Annotated in this window: 19 protein-coding genes; 17 read left to right on the top strand and 2 right to left on the bottom strand. The window is 66.0% G+C overall.

The genetic code is table 11. The features are described 5' to 3' along the window. Nucleotides 1-85: 85 nt before the first annotated feature. Nucleotides 86-511, top strand: a complete 426-nt coding sequence (locus tag C4901_RS10940; RefSeq protein WP_168185684.1) for a sigma D regulator — start codon at nt 86-88, stop codon at nt 509-511. Nucleotides 512-741: 230 nt separating this feature from the next. Here the strand turns inward: C4901_RS10940 and fdxA are convergent, their stop codons facing one another. Further along, entirely contained in the window at nt 742-1,065 is a 324-nt protein-coding gene (fdxA, locus tag C4901_RS10935) for a ferredoxin FdxA (RefSeq protein ID WP_110137357.1), read from the bottom strand. 123 nt (nt 1,066-1,188) lie between these two features. Here fdxA and C4901_RS10930 point away from each other — a divergent pair, with 123 nt between their 5' ends. Beyond that, nucleotides 1,189-2,529: a hypothetical protein gene (locus tag C4901_RS10930; protein WP_110137356.1), complete on the top strand. Its 1,341-nt coding sequence runs from the start codon at nt 1,189-1,191 to the stop codon at nt 2,527-2,529. Between the two features lie 40 nt (nt 2,530-2,569). On the opposite strand, the gene C4901_RS10925 is transcribed toward C4901_RS10930, so the two are convergent. Next, nucleotides 2,570-3,364 (bottom strand): inositol monophosphatase family protein, encoded by a 795-nt coding sequence (locus tag C4901_RS10925; protein WP_110137355.1) that lies wholly within the window; start codon nt 3,362-3,364, stop codon nt 2,570-2,572. A gap of 113 nt (nt 3,365-3,477) precedes the next feature. Here C4901_RS10925 and C4901_RS10920 point away from each other — a divergent pair, with 113 nt between their 5' ends. The 15 genes from C4901_RS10920 to ispG all read left to right on the top strand — a co-directional run bounded on the left by C4901_RS10920 (nt 3,478) and on the right by ispG (nt 15,113). Continuing rightward, nucleotides 3,478-4,221, top strand: a complete 744-nt coding sequence (locus tag C4901_RS10920; protein ID WP_240611872.1) for an RNA methyltransferase — start codon at nt 3,478-3,480, stop codon at nt 4,219-4,221. 32 nt (nt 4,222-4,253) lie between these two features. Beyond that, nucleotides 4,254-5,075, top strand: coding sequence for a serine O-acetyltransferase (cysE, locus tag C4901_RS10915; protein ID WP_110137353.1), 822 nt, complete (start codon nt 4,254-4,256; stop codon nt 5,073-5,075). A 51-nt stretch (nt 5,076-5,126) separates the two neighbouring features. Next, entirely contained in the window at nt 5,127-5,630 is a 504-nt protein-coding gene (gene iscR, locus C4901_RS10910) for a Fe-S cluster assembly transcriptional regulator IscR (RefSeq protein WP_065971802.1), read from the top strand. Further along, nucleotides 5,608-6,822, top strand: coding sequence for an IscS subfamily cysteine desulfurase (locus C4901_RS10905; protein WP_110137352.1), 1,215 nt, complete (start codon nt 5,608-5,610; stop codon nt 6,820-6,822). The genes iscR and C4901_RS10905 overlap by 23 nt, the downstream gene beginning before the upstream one ends. Nucleotides 6,823-6,849: 27 nt before the next feature. Next, nucleotides 6,850-7,254, top strand: a complete 405-nt coding sequence (iscU, locus tag C4901_RS10900) for a Fe-S cluster assembly scaffold IscU (protein ID WP_110137351.1) — start codon at nt 6,850-6,852, stop codon at nt 7,252-7,254. Nucleotides 7,255-7,268: 14 nt separating this feature from the next. Next, nucleotides 7,269-7,592: an iron-sulfur cluster assembly protein IscA gene (iscA, locus tag C4901_RS10895; protein WP_110137350.1), complete on the top strand. Its 324-nt coding sequence runs from the start codon at nt 7,269-7,271 to the stop codon at nt 7,590-7,592. A 16-nt stretch (nt 7,593-7,608) separates the two neighbouring features. Continuing rightward, nucleotides 7,609-8,127: a Fe-S protein assembly co-chaperone HscB gene (gene hscB, locus C4901_RS10890; RefSeq protein ID WP_110137349.1), complete on the top strand. Its 519-nt coding sequence runs from the start codon at nt 7,609-7,611 to the stop codon at nt 8,125-8,127. After that, on the top strand, nt 8,128-9,969 hold the full coding sequence (gene hscA, locus C4901_RS10885; RefSeq protein ID WP_110137348.1) for a Fe-S protein assembly chaperone HscA: 1,842 nt from the start codon (nt 8,128-8,130) through the stop codon (nt 9,967-9,969). It abuts the gene before it with no gap. After that, complete coding sequence (fdx, locus tag C4901_RS10880) at nt 9,969-10,310, top strand: ISC system 2Fe-2S type ferredoxin (RefSeq protein WP_110137347.1); 342 nt, start codon at nt 9,969-9,971, stop codon at nt 10,308-10,310. The genes hscA and fdx overlap by 1 nt, the downstream gene beginning before the upstream one ends. Before the next feature lie 13 nt (nt 10,311-10,323). Further along, on the top strand, nt 10,324-10,530 hold the full coding sequence (gene iscX, locus C4901_RS10875; protein WP_110137346.1) for a Fe-S cluster assembly protein IscX: 207 nt from the start codon (nt 10,324-10,326) through the stop codon (nt 10,528-10,530). 105 nt (nt 10,531-10,635) lie between these two features. Further along, complete coding sequence (gene ndk, locus C4901_RS10870) at nt 10,636-11,067, top strand: nucleoside-diphosphate kinase (protein WP_065971810.1); 432 nt, start codon at nt 10,636-10,638, stop codon at nt 11,065-11,067. 10 nt (nt 11,068-11,077) lie between these two features. After that, nucleotides 11,078-12,169, top strand: a complete 1,092-nt coding sequence (rlmN, locus tag C4901_RS10865; RefSeq protein WP_205736295.1) for a 23S rRNA (adenine(2503)-C(2))-methyltransferase RlmN — start codon at nt 11,078-11,080, stop codon at nt 12,167-12,169. A 22-nt stretch (nt 12,170-12,191) separates the two neighbouring features. Beyond that, the gene (gene pilW, locus C4901_RS10860) at nt 12,192-12,923 is read left to right on the top strand and encodes a type IV pilus biogenesis/stability protein PilW (protein ID WP_168185682.1); all 732 of its coding nucleotides are present in this window, start codon (nt 12,192-12,194) and stop codon (nt 12,921-12,923) included. Further along, nucleotides 12,913-13,980, top strand: a complete 1,068-nt coding sequence (locus tag C4901_RS10855) for a helix-turn-helix domain-containing protein (protein ID WP_145960699.1) — start codon at nt 12,913-12,915, stop codon at nt 13,978-13,980. Before pilW ends, C4901_RS10855 begins: the two co-directional genes overlap by 11 nt. A gap of 17 nt (nt 13,981-13,997) precedes the next feature. Then, nucleotides 13,998-15,113: a flavodoxin-dependent (E)-4-hydroxy-3-methylbut-2-enyl-diphosphate synthase gene (ispG, locus tag C4901_RS10850; protein ID WP_110137342.1), complete on the top strand. Its 1,116-nt coding sequence runs from the start codon at nt 13,998-14,000 to the stop codon at nt 15,111-15,113. Nucleotides 15,114-15,145 lie beyond the last annotated feature (32 nt).

Here is a 15,145-nt window from a genome sequence, read left to right as displayed (position 1 = left end):
TGGCACGCGGGCGCACATGAGCATTGGGGGCGGCATGGCCACGGCAACGAGAGGCGTTGTGGACCGGCGGGCGGCCGGGCGCGGAATGATCGAACGATTGCTCGCCGAGCGTCGTGAGATGCTGGTGCTTTTTTGTCGGGTCGCGGGCCTCGACCCCTTCGGCGGCGACGCCGTCGGGGATGACGTGCTCCAGGCCTTCTGCCAGATCCTCGTGGATTACATGGCCGCTGCCCATTTTTCCTTGTACCAACGCCTCGTCGATGGCCGTGAGCGCCGCCGGGCGGTGGTGGCGCTGGGGGGCGAGATCTACGGGCGTATCGAGACCTGTACAGAGATCGCCATTCGTTTCAACGACAAGCACGCCCGCCCCGGTGATCGCGGTGATGCCGCCGATCTTCCTCTGGATCTCTCGGTATTGGGCGAGGCCCTGGCGACGCGCATCGAGCTCGAGGACCGGCTGATCGCCGCGCTCGTGGGCGACAGCGGCCGCGTCGTTTCCCAAGACGCGTAGCGTCCCTCATGCGCGCCCCGGGCAATGGGGCCGGTCGGCCCGCCGATGGAGGACGCGGGGGTTGCGCCCCAGAGGTGGGGCGATGATGCGCGTCTGTCGTTGGGATCTCGGCCCGCCGGAAGGCGATCAACGCCGGGACGGATCTCATTGAGTGCGTCCGGCGCTTACGGCGAGCGGCGCGGGTGCGGGACCATGAGCGCTGGCGCCGGTTCCGTGCGGCGGTCCCCTCGTTATTTCTGAAGCTGGTCGCGCTTACCCTTGACCCCGTCCCATTGCGCGGCATCCGCCGGCGGGTCTTTCTTTTCCAGGATGACAGGCCAGGCCCTGGCGAGTTCGGCGTTCAGGGCAATGAAATCGCGTTGCTCCTCGGGGATCTCGTCTTCTGAGAAGATCGCGCCGACCGGGCATTCCGGGACGCATAATGTGCAGTCGATGCATTCGTCGGGGTCGATCACGAGAAAGTTGGGGCCCTCCCGAAAGCAGTCGACCGGGCAGACCTCTACGCAGTCTGTGTATTTGCACTTGATGCAGTTCTCGGTGACCACATAGGTCATGACGCACGTCCTCCCAAAAGCCGCCATATTAGGCGAAGCCGTGGTCGCAGGAAACCGCGCGCTTGCGGTTTTCGGGCACCCGTGGATACTATGGCGCAGTCTGCTACCAAAGGATCCTCACCAATGGACGTGATCGAGGGGCGGCAAGGGCGGTGGCTGCCGTGGCGCGAGCGGCGCCTCAAGGCCTGGATCGATGCACTGCCGGCCGCCGAGCCCGGGCGGGCGTTGGCGCTCCTCGGGCAATCGGTACGCGCACTGAACGCGACACTCCTCGACCCCGTCACGCGCATCACGCTTCTTCGCCACTACACGCGTTCGGCGGCGGATCTCACCGCGGTGCTGGCTCGTCCTGGCAGTGCGCGCGCCATCGCGGGATTGGCCACCACCCTGCATTCCGAGATGGCCCAGGGATATCAGATGGCGCTCACCCCGGAGTTGCCGGCCGATGAGCGCCGGATGGCCGTGGCCGGCGCGATAAGCGGGCTCTCGGAGGTCCTGCGCGCGGCCTACCGGGCCTATGTGCCGGCCCCGCCCGGGCTCTGGCGGCGTATCCATACCCTATTCCGGGCGGCCGGTGCCCCGACGCTCGAGTTGGAGCGCCTCTATGCCAATGTCTTGCTCATGGGCCTGTCGGACCCCTACGCGCTGCCGGAAGGGGGCATAGACGCGGTCTGGGAGCTTATCGCCGAGGTCGGTGACCGGGCGGTGTTGAATGAAGCAGCCGGGTTTGCCATTGTCCCGGAGGCCGACAGGGCCGCGGATCCGGCGGATCGCGAGGCCCCATTGTATCTTGATACCGGCGCGGTGTTGTCGGAACTCGCGCGATTGCGGGACGACATCCGTGCGCGCCGGCCCCTGCCGCCACGGCTCGCCGCGCGCGTGCTGCCGGACCTTGCCTTGCGGCTTTGCGCAAGCCTGGGAGAGACATGGCGGCCAGGTGTGCGGCTACGTTCCTTGCGCGTGCGGCTGCGCGGCGAACGCCTCGTCTGCCAGGGTCTTGCCAGCCTGCGACGGCTACGTGCCGACGACCGGTTTCGCCAAGGTTTCGTCGATCTGGAGGTGCCGTGGGGTCGGGCGGAGGCGACGGCGGCGAACGAGCGGGGTGCCGGTTTGCCACGCGTGACGACCTGGACCATTCGCGATGCCGGACGATCCGGTCTGTGGCTCAGCTGTCAGGACCTCGAGGGACCTCCGCCCATTCCCGGGACCTGGATCGGTGTCAAGGATCCTTCCGGGAGCGGCCATTGGCTGGCGGCTACCGTACGCTGGTTGAAGCGTGCGCGGCCACGCGAGTATGCCATGGGCGTGGCCGTGCTCGCGGAGGCGCAGACCGAGGCCGTTCTGCGGATTGCCCCGCGGCGCGCGGCGTTCGCTGCCTCGCCGGCATCGGCCCCGCCGCAGCCAGACAGGGTCGCAAGCGCACGCATCGCCGAGACGCGGGGGCCGCGCCTGGTCCTACCTTAAAAGGGGGTGCGGCCGCAGGCGATCTCGGGGCTTGCGCCGCCTAATCATCCTCAGGACGCACGACATCGGCGAAGGCCGCGCGCATGTGACCATAGACGCGCGGATTGGCCGCCAGGATATTGCCGCTGTCGAGCGGATCGCCCTCGGTGAAAAGATCACTTGCAAGACCTCCGGCTTCGCGTACGAGCAACGCCCCGGCGGCGATATCCCAAGGCTTGAGACCGGTCTCCCAAAAACCGTCCAGACGGCCGCAGGCCACGTAGGCCAGATCCAGTGCCGCCGACCCGGCGCGTCGCACCCCGCTCGTGCGGCACGCCACGCGCTCGAACAAGTGGACCCATTGCGCCACCGAATCGCTTGCACGGAACGGGAAGCCGGTACCGAGGAGCGCCGAGTCGAAGTCGGTCACGCGACTTACGCGGATGCGCCGATCGTTCAGCTGCGCGCCCTCGCCGCGGGTGGCCGTGAACAGCTCGTCGCGCAGCGGGTCGAACACCACGGCCTGCTCGAGACGACCACGGCGGCGCAGCGCGATGGATACCGCGAATTGCGGAAAGCCATGGAGAAAGTTCGTGGTCCCGTCGAGCGGGTCTATGACCCATTCCCACTCGTTGCCTGCGGCCGCGCCGCTTTCTTCGGCGAGGATGCCGTGATCGGGGTAGGCGCCTTTCAAGGTCTCGATGATGAGCTCCTCGGCCCGGCGGTCCACCTCGGTCACGAAATCATGGCGACTCTTGGTCTCGACACGCAGACGGTCTATATCGGGCAGGGCGCGGACGATGACCGTCCCAGCGCGACGCGCGGCCTTGACGGCGGTATTCAGCATGGGGTGCATGGCGGCTCCCGGAAAAGGGGAGCATTGTAGCGGGGCGCGGCGACCTGTAAAAGGCGGGGTGAACCCAGCCCATGGCGGCCGGGGCTAGGCGCGGGGGGTTATTTGTCGTGAGTATGCCGGATATCCGTATCATCCTGGTGCGGCCGCAGCACCCTGGCAACATCGGGGCGTGCGCGCGCGCCATGAAAAACATGGGCTTGAAAAACCTCGTGCTGGTGGCCCCGCAGCATTTCCCGGCGGAGGAGGCGGTGGCGCGCGCGGCCGGCGCCGATGATATCCTGGCGGCGGCGGCCATCGTCGCCGATGTCCGTGCCGCGGTCGCCGACTGCGTGTTCGTGGCCGCCACCAGCGCCCGCACGCGCACCATTGCCCTGCCGCGTCTCGATGCCCGGGGGGCGGCCGCGACCTTATGCACCCAGGCGCGCTCGGGTCCGGTGGGGCTGCTGTTCGGGGCCGAGCGCACGGGACTTACCAACGAGGAGGTGGACTATGCCCATGCCCTCGTGCAGATCCCCGTCGACCCGGGTTTTGCGTCGCTGAACCTGGCAGCGGCGGTGCAGATCCTCTGTTATGAGATCCGCTGTACCATCCAGGAGCCGGTGCCGATCCCCGAACCCGACCATCGGCCGGCCCCGCAAGAGGCCTTCAACCGCTTTCTCGGGCACCTGGAGCAGGTGATCACCGACATTGGCTTTCTGAATGAGCGCCATCCGCGCAAGCTCATGCGCAGACTTACCCGACTGTTCCGGCGCGCCCACCCCGACGACAATGAGCTCCAGATCCTGCGCGGCATCCTGAATGCCGTCCAGCACCCGTATCCCCCGCGCCCAGGGCCGTCCGACCCGGATAATACTTGACAAAATTAGTAGGAAAAGGCCTAATGGGGGCCATGGAGAAGACGCGAGCCGATCAGGCACAACCGATCGTGAAGGGTTATTTTGCCAGCATCTTCGCGCGCGATCCAGCGGCGCGATCGTGGTTTGATATCGCCACGCTGTACCCGGGTGTGCATGCCCTGGCATTACACAGGATAGCCCATGGTCTGTGGCGCCACGGGTGGCGCTGGGCGGCGCAGGCCGTTGCCCGGTTGTCGCGCTTCCTGACGGGGATCGAGATCCATCCCGGGGCACGGATCGGGCGGCGGTTTTTCATAGACCACGGGCTGGGGGTGGTCATCGGTGAGACCGCCGAGGTGGGTGATGATTGCACCTTGTACCAGGGGGTCACGCTCGGCGGCACGAGCTGGCAGCGCGAGAAGCGCCATCCGACGCTTGGCAATAACGTCGTGGTCGGGGCCGGGGCTAAGGTCCTGGGACCGATCACGGTCGGCGACGGGGCGCGCATAGGGTCGAATTCGGTGGTGGTGAAGGACGTCCCGGCGGGGGCCACGGTGGTGGGTATCCCGGGCCGCGTGGTGGTCAAGCGGGGGGTACGCGAGCGGTCGCGGGCGGCCCTGGCCCAGCGTATCGGCTTCGAGGCCTATGGCCAGGCCGCACAGATGCCGGATCCGGTCGCGCAGGCCATCGATCGCGTGCTTGATCACCTGGAGGGCGTCGACCGGCGTATCGAGCAGCTATGCGAGGAGCTGCGCCAAGCCGGGGTGCCGTTGAGTGCGCTCCTCGAAGAGGGGACGGAGCGCGGCGACGGAGGTGTGGCCGGGGATGGTGTGACCGCGTCTCGATCGGATTCCGGGCGGACAATAGTTGACTAAATTGCTATGGTATGGCATAGTAGCTACAGGAAATGATGCCCCGAGGGCCTTATGAAACTGACAACCAAGGGACGCTACGCAGTCACCGCCATGCTCGATCTGGCCGTGCATCAACATCACGACACGGTGGCGTTGGCGGATATCGCGGCCCGGCAGGGGATATCCCTTTCCTATCTCGAGCAGCTGTTTGCAAAGTTGCGGCGCAAGGGGCTGGTGGCGAGCGTGCGGGGTCCGGGGGGCGGCTATAGCCTGGCGCTCCCGGCTGCGCGGATCTCGGTGGCGCAGATCGTCATGGCGATCAACGAGAATATCGATGCCACCCGCTGTGGCGGCGAGGAGAATTGCCATGGCGAGGAGCGATGCCTCACCCATCAGCTGTGGACGGAGCTCAGCCGGCGGATCTATGAGTTTTTGGACGGCATCACGCTCGCAACCTTGGTGTCGGAACCCGAGGTACAAGAGGTGGTGATGCGTCAGGCCAAACGGCCCAAGGCCGGATTGCCGATAAACGGAAGCGGGAATGGGAGCAAGTATGAGAAAGCCGATCTATCTTGATTATTCGGCGACCACCCCGGTGGATCCGCGGGTGGCGGAGGTCATGTGTCGCTACCTGACCATGGAGGGCGACTTCGGGAATCCGGCGTCGCGCTCGCACGCATTCGGTTGGGAGGCGGAGAAGGCCGTGGAGCGCGCGCGCGGCGAGGTCGCGGCCTTGATCCACGCAGATCCCAAGGAGATCGTCTGGACCTCCGGGGCCACCGAGTCGGATAACCTGGCCCTGAAAGGTGTGGCGCGCTTCTACCAGACCAAGGGTCGTCATATCGTGACGGTCAAGACCGAACACAAGGCTATCCTCGATACCGCGCGCCAGCTGGAGCGGGAGGGTTTTGAGGTCACTTACCTGGAGCCGGAGCCCGACGGCCTGTTGGATCTCGCCAAGCTCGAGGCGGCGCTGCGCAAGGACACCATCCTCGTGTCGGTGATGCATGTGAACAACGAGATCGGTGTCATCCAGGACCTTGCCGCCATCAGCCGCATCGTAAAGCCCCGCGGCATCCTCTTTCATTCCGATGCCGCGCAAAGCGCGGGCAAGATACCGATCGACGTCTCGGCATTGGGTGTCGACCTGTTGTCGCTGAGCGCGCACAAGGTTTATGGGCCCAAGGGGATAGGGGCGCTTTATGTACGGCGCAAGCCGCGGGTGCGTCTCGAGGCGCAGATGCACGGCGGGGGTCATGAGCGCGGGATGCGTTCGGGGACGCTCGCCACCCATCAGATCGTGGGCATGGGCGAGGCCTTCCGGCTCGCGCGCGAGGAGATGGAGGCCGAGGCGACGCGCCTTAAGAGGCTGCGTACACGCCTGCTCGAGGGTCTTTCCGACATCGAGGAGGTGTATGTGAATGGTGATCTCGAGCGCCGCATCCCCGGCAATCTCAACATCAGTTTCAATTTCGTCGAGGGCGAGTCGCTGATCATGGCGTTGAAGGAACTCGCGGTTTCGTCGGGATCGGCATGCACCTCGGCAAGCCTCGAGCCCTCTTACGTGTTGCGCGCGCTGGGACGCAACGACGAACTCGCGCACAGCTCCATCCGGTTCACGATGGGGCGGTTTACGACCGAAGAGGACGTGGAGTACACGATACGGCTGTTGCACGACAAGATCGGCCGGCTACGCGAACTCTCCCCCTTGTGGGAGATGTACAAAGACGGGGTCGATCTGAATTCTGTGCAGTGGGCCGCCCATTAGGTTTTGTTTGAGTACGGGAGAGAGATTATGGCATACGGAAGCAAGGTATTGGATCACTATGAGAACCCGCGCAATGTCGGATCATTCGACAAGGCCGATCCTACGATAGGTACGGGTATGGTAGGGGCACCGGCATGCGGGGACGTGATGAGGCTCCAGATCCGCGTCAATGATCAGGGCGTGATCGAAGAGGCGCGCTTCAAGACCTATGGCTGCGGGAGCGCCATTGCCTCGAGTTCACTGCTCACCGAATGGGTCAAGGGCAAGACCCTGGAAGAGGCCGGGCAGATCAAGAACACCGACATCGCCGAGGAGTTGGCGCTGCCGCCGGTCAAGATTCATTGTTCGGTATTGGCGGAGGATGCCATCAAGGCGGCGATCGCCGACTATCGCAAAAAGACCGGCAAGGACGAGAACGTCAACGCAGCCTAGGGGAGGGTAGGGCTATGGCGGTCACACTGACCGAAAATGCCGCGCGGCATGTGCGGCGCTCGTTGGATAAGCGTGGGCACGGCGCGGGGCTGCGTCTGGGCGTACGCACCAGCGGTTGCTCGGGCATGGCGTACGTTTTGGAGTACGCCGATCAGGCAGCCCCCGAGGACAGCGTCTTCGAGAGCCACGGGATCAAGGTGCTGGTGGACCCGAAGAGCCTTGTCTACCTCGATGGCACGATCCTCGATTATACCCGCGAAGGCTTGAACGAGGGGTTCCGTTTCCAGAACCCCAATCAGAAGGAGACGTGCGGCTGCGGCGAGAGCTTCAGCGTCTAGTCTCACGGGGTCCGGTATGGTGCGTAATTATTTCGAGTTGTTCGACCTGCCGGCGCGATTCGACATCGATCTCGGTGATCTGGCCGCCCGCCACCGGGAGCGTATCCGTATCTGGCATCCGGATCGCTATGCTCAGGCTACGAGCGAGGAACGCAGGCGCGCGGTCGCGATGAGTGCCGACCTGAATGATGGTTTGAAGGTCCTGCGCGACCCGGTCGCCCGTGCCCGCCACTTGCTTGCGCTACGTGGGATTTCGACGGACGAGGAGACCGATACGGTCATGGACGGGGACTTTCTGATGGAACAGATGGCTTGGCGCGAACGCCTGGAAGAGGGGGCGGGGCGCGTAGACGAGGTCGCCGCGCTCGCCGACGAGGTGGCGACGAGTCGTAAGGGCAAGGAAGCGCGGCTTGCCGCCGCCTTGGGACGCGGGGATGCCGCCGACCTCGATGAGGCGCGGAGGCTCGTTCGCGAGCTGCAGTTCCTCGGGCGGTTCCTTAAGGAGCTCGATGACGCCGTAACCGAGGTCCCGTAGATGGCCCTGCTTCAGATCAGTGAGCCCGGGCAATCGCCGACCCCCCATTCGCGAAGGTTTGTCGCCGGGATCGATCTTGGCACCACGAACTCGCTCATCGCCACCGTGCGCGACGGCGAGGTGGCGGTCCTGGCCGATGCCGCGGGCGAGGTGCTGCTGCCCTCTGTGGTGCGATTCCATGGCGATGGACGCGTGACCGTCGGGCGCGAGGCGCAGGACGCCGAGATCGCCGATCCCCTGAACACCATCGCGTCCGTCAAGCGGCTCATGGGCCGCGGACGGGGCGACATTCCCGAGAGCCCTTATCGGCTGGCGGCCGGCACGGAAGGAATGGTGCGCATCGAGACCGTGGCCGGCGACAAGACGCCGGTGGAGGTCTCGGCGCATGTGCTTGCGGCCCTGAAGGCGCGCCTGGAGGAGACCCTCGGCGGTCCGCTTTCGGGGGCGGTCATCACGGTACCCGCCTATTTCGACGAGGCCCAGCGGCAGGCCACCAAGGACGCCGCGCGGCTTGCCGGCATCGAGGTCCTGCGGCTTTTGAATGAACCCACTGCGGCGGCCGTGGCCTACGGCCTCGACCGCAATCCCGAGGGGCTTTATTGTGTCTATGACCTCGGGGGCGGCACCTTCGACGTCTCGCTCTTGCGGCTCTCGCAGGGGGTGTTCGAGGTCCTGGCCACCGGCGGGGATGCGGCCCTCGGGGGCGATGACATGGATGCCGCGGTGGTGGCGTTGTGGGCGGCGCGCGGCGCGCGGCCGGGCACTCCGGAGGAGCGACGCCGGCTTTTGCGTCTCGCGCGTAGCGCCCGTGAGCGCCTGACCACCGAGACCGAGACCGTGATCGAAGCCCAACCGATCTACTCGGGACGATTGACGCGCGCCGATCTCGATGCCGCCATCGATCCCTTGATCGAGCGCACGCTCGTCGCCTGCCGCCGGGTATTGAAGGACGCGGGTGTCAAGATCGCCGACATCGGTGCCGTGGTGCTGGTGGGCGGCGCGACGCGCACACCTCGGGTTCGCGAGCGTGTCGGCGCACTGTTTCGCAAGACCCCCCTGCATGACATCGATCCCGACCGCGTGGTCGCGGTCGGGGCGGCGCGCCAGGCCGATCTCCTGGCCGGCAATGCCGGCGCCGCGGACATGCTGCTGCTCGATGTGATCCCGCTGTCGCTTGGTATCGAGATCATGGGGGGGCTTAGCGAAAAGATCATCCCCCGGAATTCGCCAATCCCGGCATCGCGCGCCCAGGAGTTCACGACCTACAAGGACGGGCAGGGGGCGCTTGCCATACATGTCGTCCAGGGCGAGCGCGATCTGGTGAGCGATTGCCGGTCGCTTGCGCGTTTCGAGTTGCGGGGCATCCCGCCCATGGTGGCGGGTGCCGCGCGCATCCGCGTGACCTTTCAGGTGGATGCCGACGGCCTGTTGAATGTCTCGGCGCGCGAGACCATCTCGGGTGTCGAAAGCGCGGTGACCGTCAAGCCTTCGTTCGGGTTATCGGATGCCGAGATCGAGCGCATGCTGAAGGATTCGATCGCGAGCGCCGAGTCGGACGCGGCGGCACGGGCGTTGCGCGAACAGCAGGTCGAGGCCGACCGCATGATCGAGGCGGTGGCGGCGGCCATGGCCGCCGACCCCGATCTTTTGGCGGCCGGGGAACGGGAGGCGATCACCGGGCACATGGCGGCCTTGAAGGCGGCCCGCGATGGGGGGGATGCGCAGCGGATACGCGAGACCGTCACCGCGCTCGATCGCGCGAGCGCGGGGTTCGCGGCGCGACGCATGGATGCCGGGCTCGAGCGGGCGATGAAGGGCCGGTCGGTCACGGAGTTTCGCTGATGCCGCGGATCCGGGTTTTGCCGCATGCCGAGATCTGTCCGCAGGGGGCCGATATCGAAGGCCCGGAAGGCATGAGCATCTGCGATGCCTTGCTGCGCGCCGGGATCCCCATCGAACATGCCTGCGAGAAGGCCTGCGCGTGCACGACCTGCCATGTGCTCGTGCGTGAGGGTTATGAGGCGCTCGCCCCGGCCACCGATAAGGAGGAGGATCTGCTCGATAAGGCCTGGGGCCTTGAGCCGGATTCGCGTTTGAGCTGTCAGGCCAGAATCCCCAAGGAGACGGCGCTGGTCATCGAAATACCAAAATACACCATTAATATGGTGTCGGAAGGCCATTGACGGAGGAATACGCATGGGCCTTAAGTGGAGCGATGCCGAAGAAATTGCCATCCTCTTGCACGAGCGGCATCCCGAAATCGACCCGCGCTACATCCGCTATACGGACCTGCATCGCTGGGTCCTCGACCTGGACGATTTCACGGACGAGGCCCAGCGCTCCGGGGAAAAGCTCCTCGAGGCGATCCAGATGGCGTGGATCGAGGAGGCCGACTCCGATTAGCCTATCGGGGGTTTGCCGGACCGGTCCGGGAAATTGCCGTGTTGCCGTCAAGGGGTTAGAATGCGCCGATTTCGGTATGGACCCCTTCACTCTAAAGGAACAGGCATGGCCATTGAACGCACGCTCTCTATCGTGAAACCGGACGCCGTGGGCAAGAATGCCATCGGAGCCATCTATGACCGCTTCGAGAAGGCCGGGCTGCGCATCGTGGCGGCGCGCATGATGCATCTGACGCGGGCGCAGGCCGAGGGCTTTTATGCGGTGCATAAGGGCCGGCCGTTCTTCAATGACCTGGTGGCCTTCATGAGCTCGGGTCCGGTCATGATCCAGGTGCTCGAGGGCGAGAATGCGGTGGCCAAGAACCGCGAGGTCATGGGCGCGACCAACCCCAAGGCCGCGGCCGCCGGGACCATACGTGCGGATTTCGCGGCGAGCATCGATGAGAACGCCGTGCATGGGTCCGACGGTCCGGACACGGCGCGCGCCGAGATCAGCTATTTCTTCGCCGACACCGATATCTGTCCGCGCACCCGCTAGGGAGGATGATCTGACCGCCACCCAGCCCGTCAATCTGCTCGGCCTCGATCGCGCGGCGCTCGAGGCGCACATCACGGCGATGGGAGAGCGCGCGTTCCGCGCCCAGCAGATCCTTCCGTGGTTGCACCAGCGCGGGGTCACCGATTTTGCGGCCATGAGCAATATCGGCAAGGCCCTGGCGGCGCGACTCGCCGCGTCCGCGGTGGTGACCATCCCGGAGATGGCGAGCGAACATCTCTCCGAGGATGGTACGCGCAAATGGGTCTTGCGTCTCGCCGATGGTAATGCCATCGAGACCGTATTCATTCCCGAGGCCGAGCGCAATACCTTGTGCATCTCCTCGCAAGTCGGTTGCGCGCTCGATTGCGCGTTCTGCGCGACCGCCCAGCAGGGATTCAACCGCAATCTCACCGCCGCCGAGATCGTGGGCCAGGTATGGTTTGCCGAGCACCGGCTGCGGGGTGAGCGCGGGAGCCCCGAGCGTGTGATCTCGAATGTCGTGTTCATGGGCATGGGCGAGCCCCTCCTGAATCTGAAAGAGGTCGGTCCGGCGATCCATATCCTGTTGGATGACTTGGGTTATGGATTGTCACGGCGGCGCGTGACGGTGAGCACGGCCGGTGTCGTACCGGCCCTCGATCGCCTCCAGGAGGTGGCGCCCGTGAGTCTCGCGGTGTCTTTGCATGCCCCGGATGATGCCCTGCGCGATGAGCTCGTGCCGCTGAACAAGAAGTACCGGATCGCGGAGCTGCTTACCGCCTGCCGGCGCTATGTGGCCAACGACGCGCGCCGGCGCGTGACCTTCGAGTACGCGATGCTCGCGGGGGTAAACGACAGCGTAGCGCATGCCCGGGCGCTGGCGCATCTCCTGCGAACGGTGCCCGCCAAGGTCAATCTCATCCCCTTCAACCCGTTCCCCGGGACGTCCTTCGAGCGATCGCCGGATGCGGTGATAGACCGCTTCCGCGACATCCTGCTTGCGGCGGGGCTCGTGGCCGTAACGCGCCGCACGCGCGGCGATAGCATACGCGCCGCCTGCGGGCAGCTCGCGGGTGTCGTGAAGGAGCGGACCCGGCGTGTCGTGCCCATCCATGCGTCCTAGCCTCGTCGCGGCGATACTCGGGATGGCGGTCCTGGCGGGATGCGCGAGCGCCCCGCGGCTTTCGCCCCAAACCCACAAGCTCGTGCAGTTGCGTACCGCGCTTGGGGTCGGCTACATGCGTCAGGGGCAATTGGGGCTTGCGCGCAACGAACTCGCGCATGCCTTAGCCCTGGACCCCACCGATGGCGCGGCCAACAACGCCATGGCGCTTGTCGAGGAGCGGCTGCGCGAGCCGGTCAAGGCACGGCGGTACTTTCGTCGCGGGCTCGCGCATCACCCGCACGACGGCAGCCTGCAGAACAATTATGGGGCGTTTTTGTGCGGGACCGGCCATGTGGCCGAGGGCCTCAAGCACTTTCAGGCGGCGCTGCACTCACCGCTTTATCCGACACCGCAGCTCGCCGATCTCAACATGGCCGTTTGCCTTCTGAAGGTCCCCAACGAGAAGGCCGCCATCCATTATTTCCATCGTGCCCAGGCGCTGGCCCCGGAACTGGCCGCTCCCTATTACTATCTGGCGCGTATTCGCTACGATCACCGGGAATATGCGCGGGCCAAGGGCGATCTTGCACAATATCTGGCGCGGGCACGCAGTGCGCACGCCCTGTTTCTCGGGGTTCGTATCGGGCGGGCCCTGAAGGACGCCAGGTTCATCCATTATTGCGCGACCCGCCTGCTCGAGGGCTATCGCCATAGCCGCGAGGCGCAAACGGTCGTACAGTGGCAGCGTGAGGGCCGGCTCAGTGGACATTGAGGGCCCGGCGAACGGTGAGGCCCCGGTCAATCCCGGGGCGCGACTGCGCGCGGCGCGCGAGCGCGCGGGGTGGTCGGTGGAGCAGGTCGCGCAACGCCTGCGGCTGTCGCCAAGCCAGATCGTGGCCCTCGAAAGCGGTCGGCGCGAGGACCTGCCGCCGGCGGCCTATGTCCGCGGCTATCTGCGCAGCTATGCCCAGCTGCTCGGACTCGACCCACAGGAATTCGCCAAGGCGCGCGCATCGGACGAAGGGGGGCCGCCGCCGCTGCCGGCGGCGCATGCGCCGGTCCCGCCCCCCCGAATGCGGCTTGGGCCCGTCCTTTACGGACTGTTTCTGGTGGCGGTCGTGGCCGGGGTCGTGGTCTGGCATACGCATGAACACAGGCACGCTGTCGCGCCGGTGCCCTCGCAGACGGCGGCGCCCGTGACCGGCGTGCTGCCGCCGCGGCTGACAAGCCTCACCGCGATGCGTAACCGCAGCGGCGAGCTGCGCACTTTCCCCCTGGGCGCGGCTGGCGGCGGCCGGCCTTCGCGGCCCCCGGCGGTACCCCGGACGCCGCATCCGCGCCCGAGGCCGGCTCCCGCGCGGATACCGCCCGCGATACTCGCCCAGGCCGCCATCCATCCTCGTGTGCCGGCGCCTTTGGCGGCGCCGGCACGGCGCGCGTCGGCCCCGGTCGCCGTCCGCAGGGGGCCGGTCGCCCTCGCTCATCGGCGGGTGGCCCCCAGACGGCCGTCTGTGTCCGCGGGCATCTCTCGGTCAATTGCTGTACCGAGCCCCGGAGGATTGGTAAGCTTGCCGCAGGGACATCATTATGTCGGGCTGCGGATCAGTGCCGGCGATGCCCCGGTACGGGTTTCGGTGCGTGATGCGCGCGGTGTACGGCTGATGGCGGGCCGCATAGCGGTCGGTCACGCAGTCACCCTCATGGGGCGTGCCCCGTTCCGGCTGACCTTGAGCCGCAGCCGAGGAGTGGCGGTCACCGTCGGCGGCCACGTGATCACCTTGCCAAGGGCGCACCAGGGACGGAATTTGCGGGTCACAGTCGACCCTTAAAACGGGATCAGAACCTTATGCACGAGACGACCGGGATTACCCGTCGCAAGAGCCGCATGATCCATGTGGGCCAAGTGGCGGTGGGGGGCGACGCCCCGATCAGTGTACAGAGCATGACCAACACCGAGACCTGCGACGTCGCGGCGACCGTGGCCCAGATCCAGCGCCTCGTAGCCGCCGGCGCCGACATAGTCCGCGTGTCGATACCGACCATGGAGGCGGCGCAGGCGTTTGCGGAGATTCGCAAGGCCGTGGACGTGGCGCTCGTGACGGACATCCATTTCGATTATCGCATCGCGCTCGAGGTGGCCAAGTTCGGCGCGGATTGCCTGCGTATCAATCCCGGGAATATCGGACGGGAGGATCGCGTGCGCCAGGTGGTCGAGGCGGCACGCGATCGCGGCATCTGTATACGGATCGGGGTGAACGCGGGCTCCCTCGAGAAGGAGCTTCAAAAGAAATACGGGGAGCCCAATGCCGAGGCGCTGGTCGAATCGGCGTTACGGCATATGGAGATCCTGGAGCGCCTGAACTTCCGGGACTACAAGGTAAGCCTCAAGGCCTCCAATATCGCAATGGCGGTGGCCGCCTATCGCAAGATGGCAACCTTGACCGAGCAACCGCTGCATCTTGGCATCACCGAGGCCGGGGCCCTGCGTGGGGGAACGGTCAAATCGGCGATCGGCCTTGGCATGCTGCTCGCCGAGGGTATAGGCGACACGCTGCGCGTCTCGTTGGCCGCCGATCCGGTTGAAGAGGTGAAGGTCGGCTTCGAGATATTGAAGAGCCTGGGGCTGCGCAAGAAGGGTGTGAATCTCATTGCCTGCCCGTCATGCTCGCGCCAGGAGTTCGACGTCATCGCCACCGTGAATGCCCTGGAGGCGCGCCTGGAGGATGTCCAGGAGTCGATCGACGTGGCGGTCATAGGGTGCGTCGTGAACGGACCCGGAGAGGCCAAGGAGGTGCAGGTAGGGCTTGCCGGCGGGTCGCCCAACCTGCTCTACAAGGATGGCAAGCCGCACAGCAAGGTCAGCAACGAGGACCTGGTCGATACCCTCGAGCGGGCGGTGCGCGAGGAGTTGAAGCGGCGCGCGGCATCGACGCCGGTGATCCCGATCAAGGCCTTGTCGTGAGGCGGCATTGACCGGTCAGGTCGCCGGGGTAC

This window comes from Acidiferrobacter sp. SPIII_3, assembly GCF_003184265.1.
Taxonomy (GTDB): domain Bacteria; phylum Pseudomonadota; class Gammaproteobacteria; order Acidiferrobacterales; family Acidiferrobacteraceae; genus Acidiferrobacter.
This window is presented reverse-complemented; position numbering and strand designations above follow the sequence as displayed.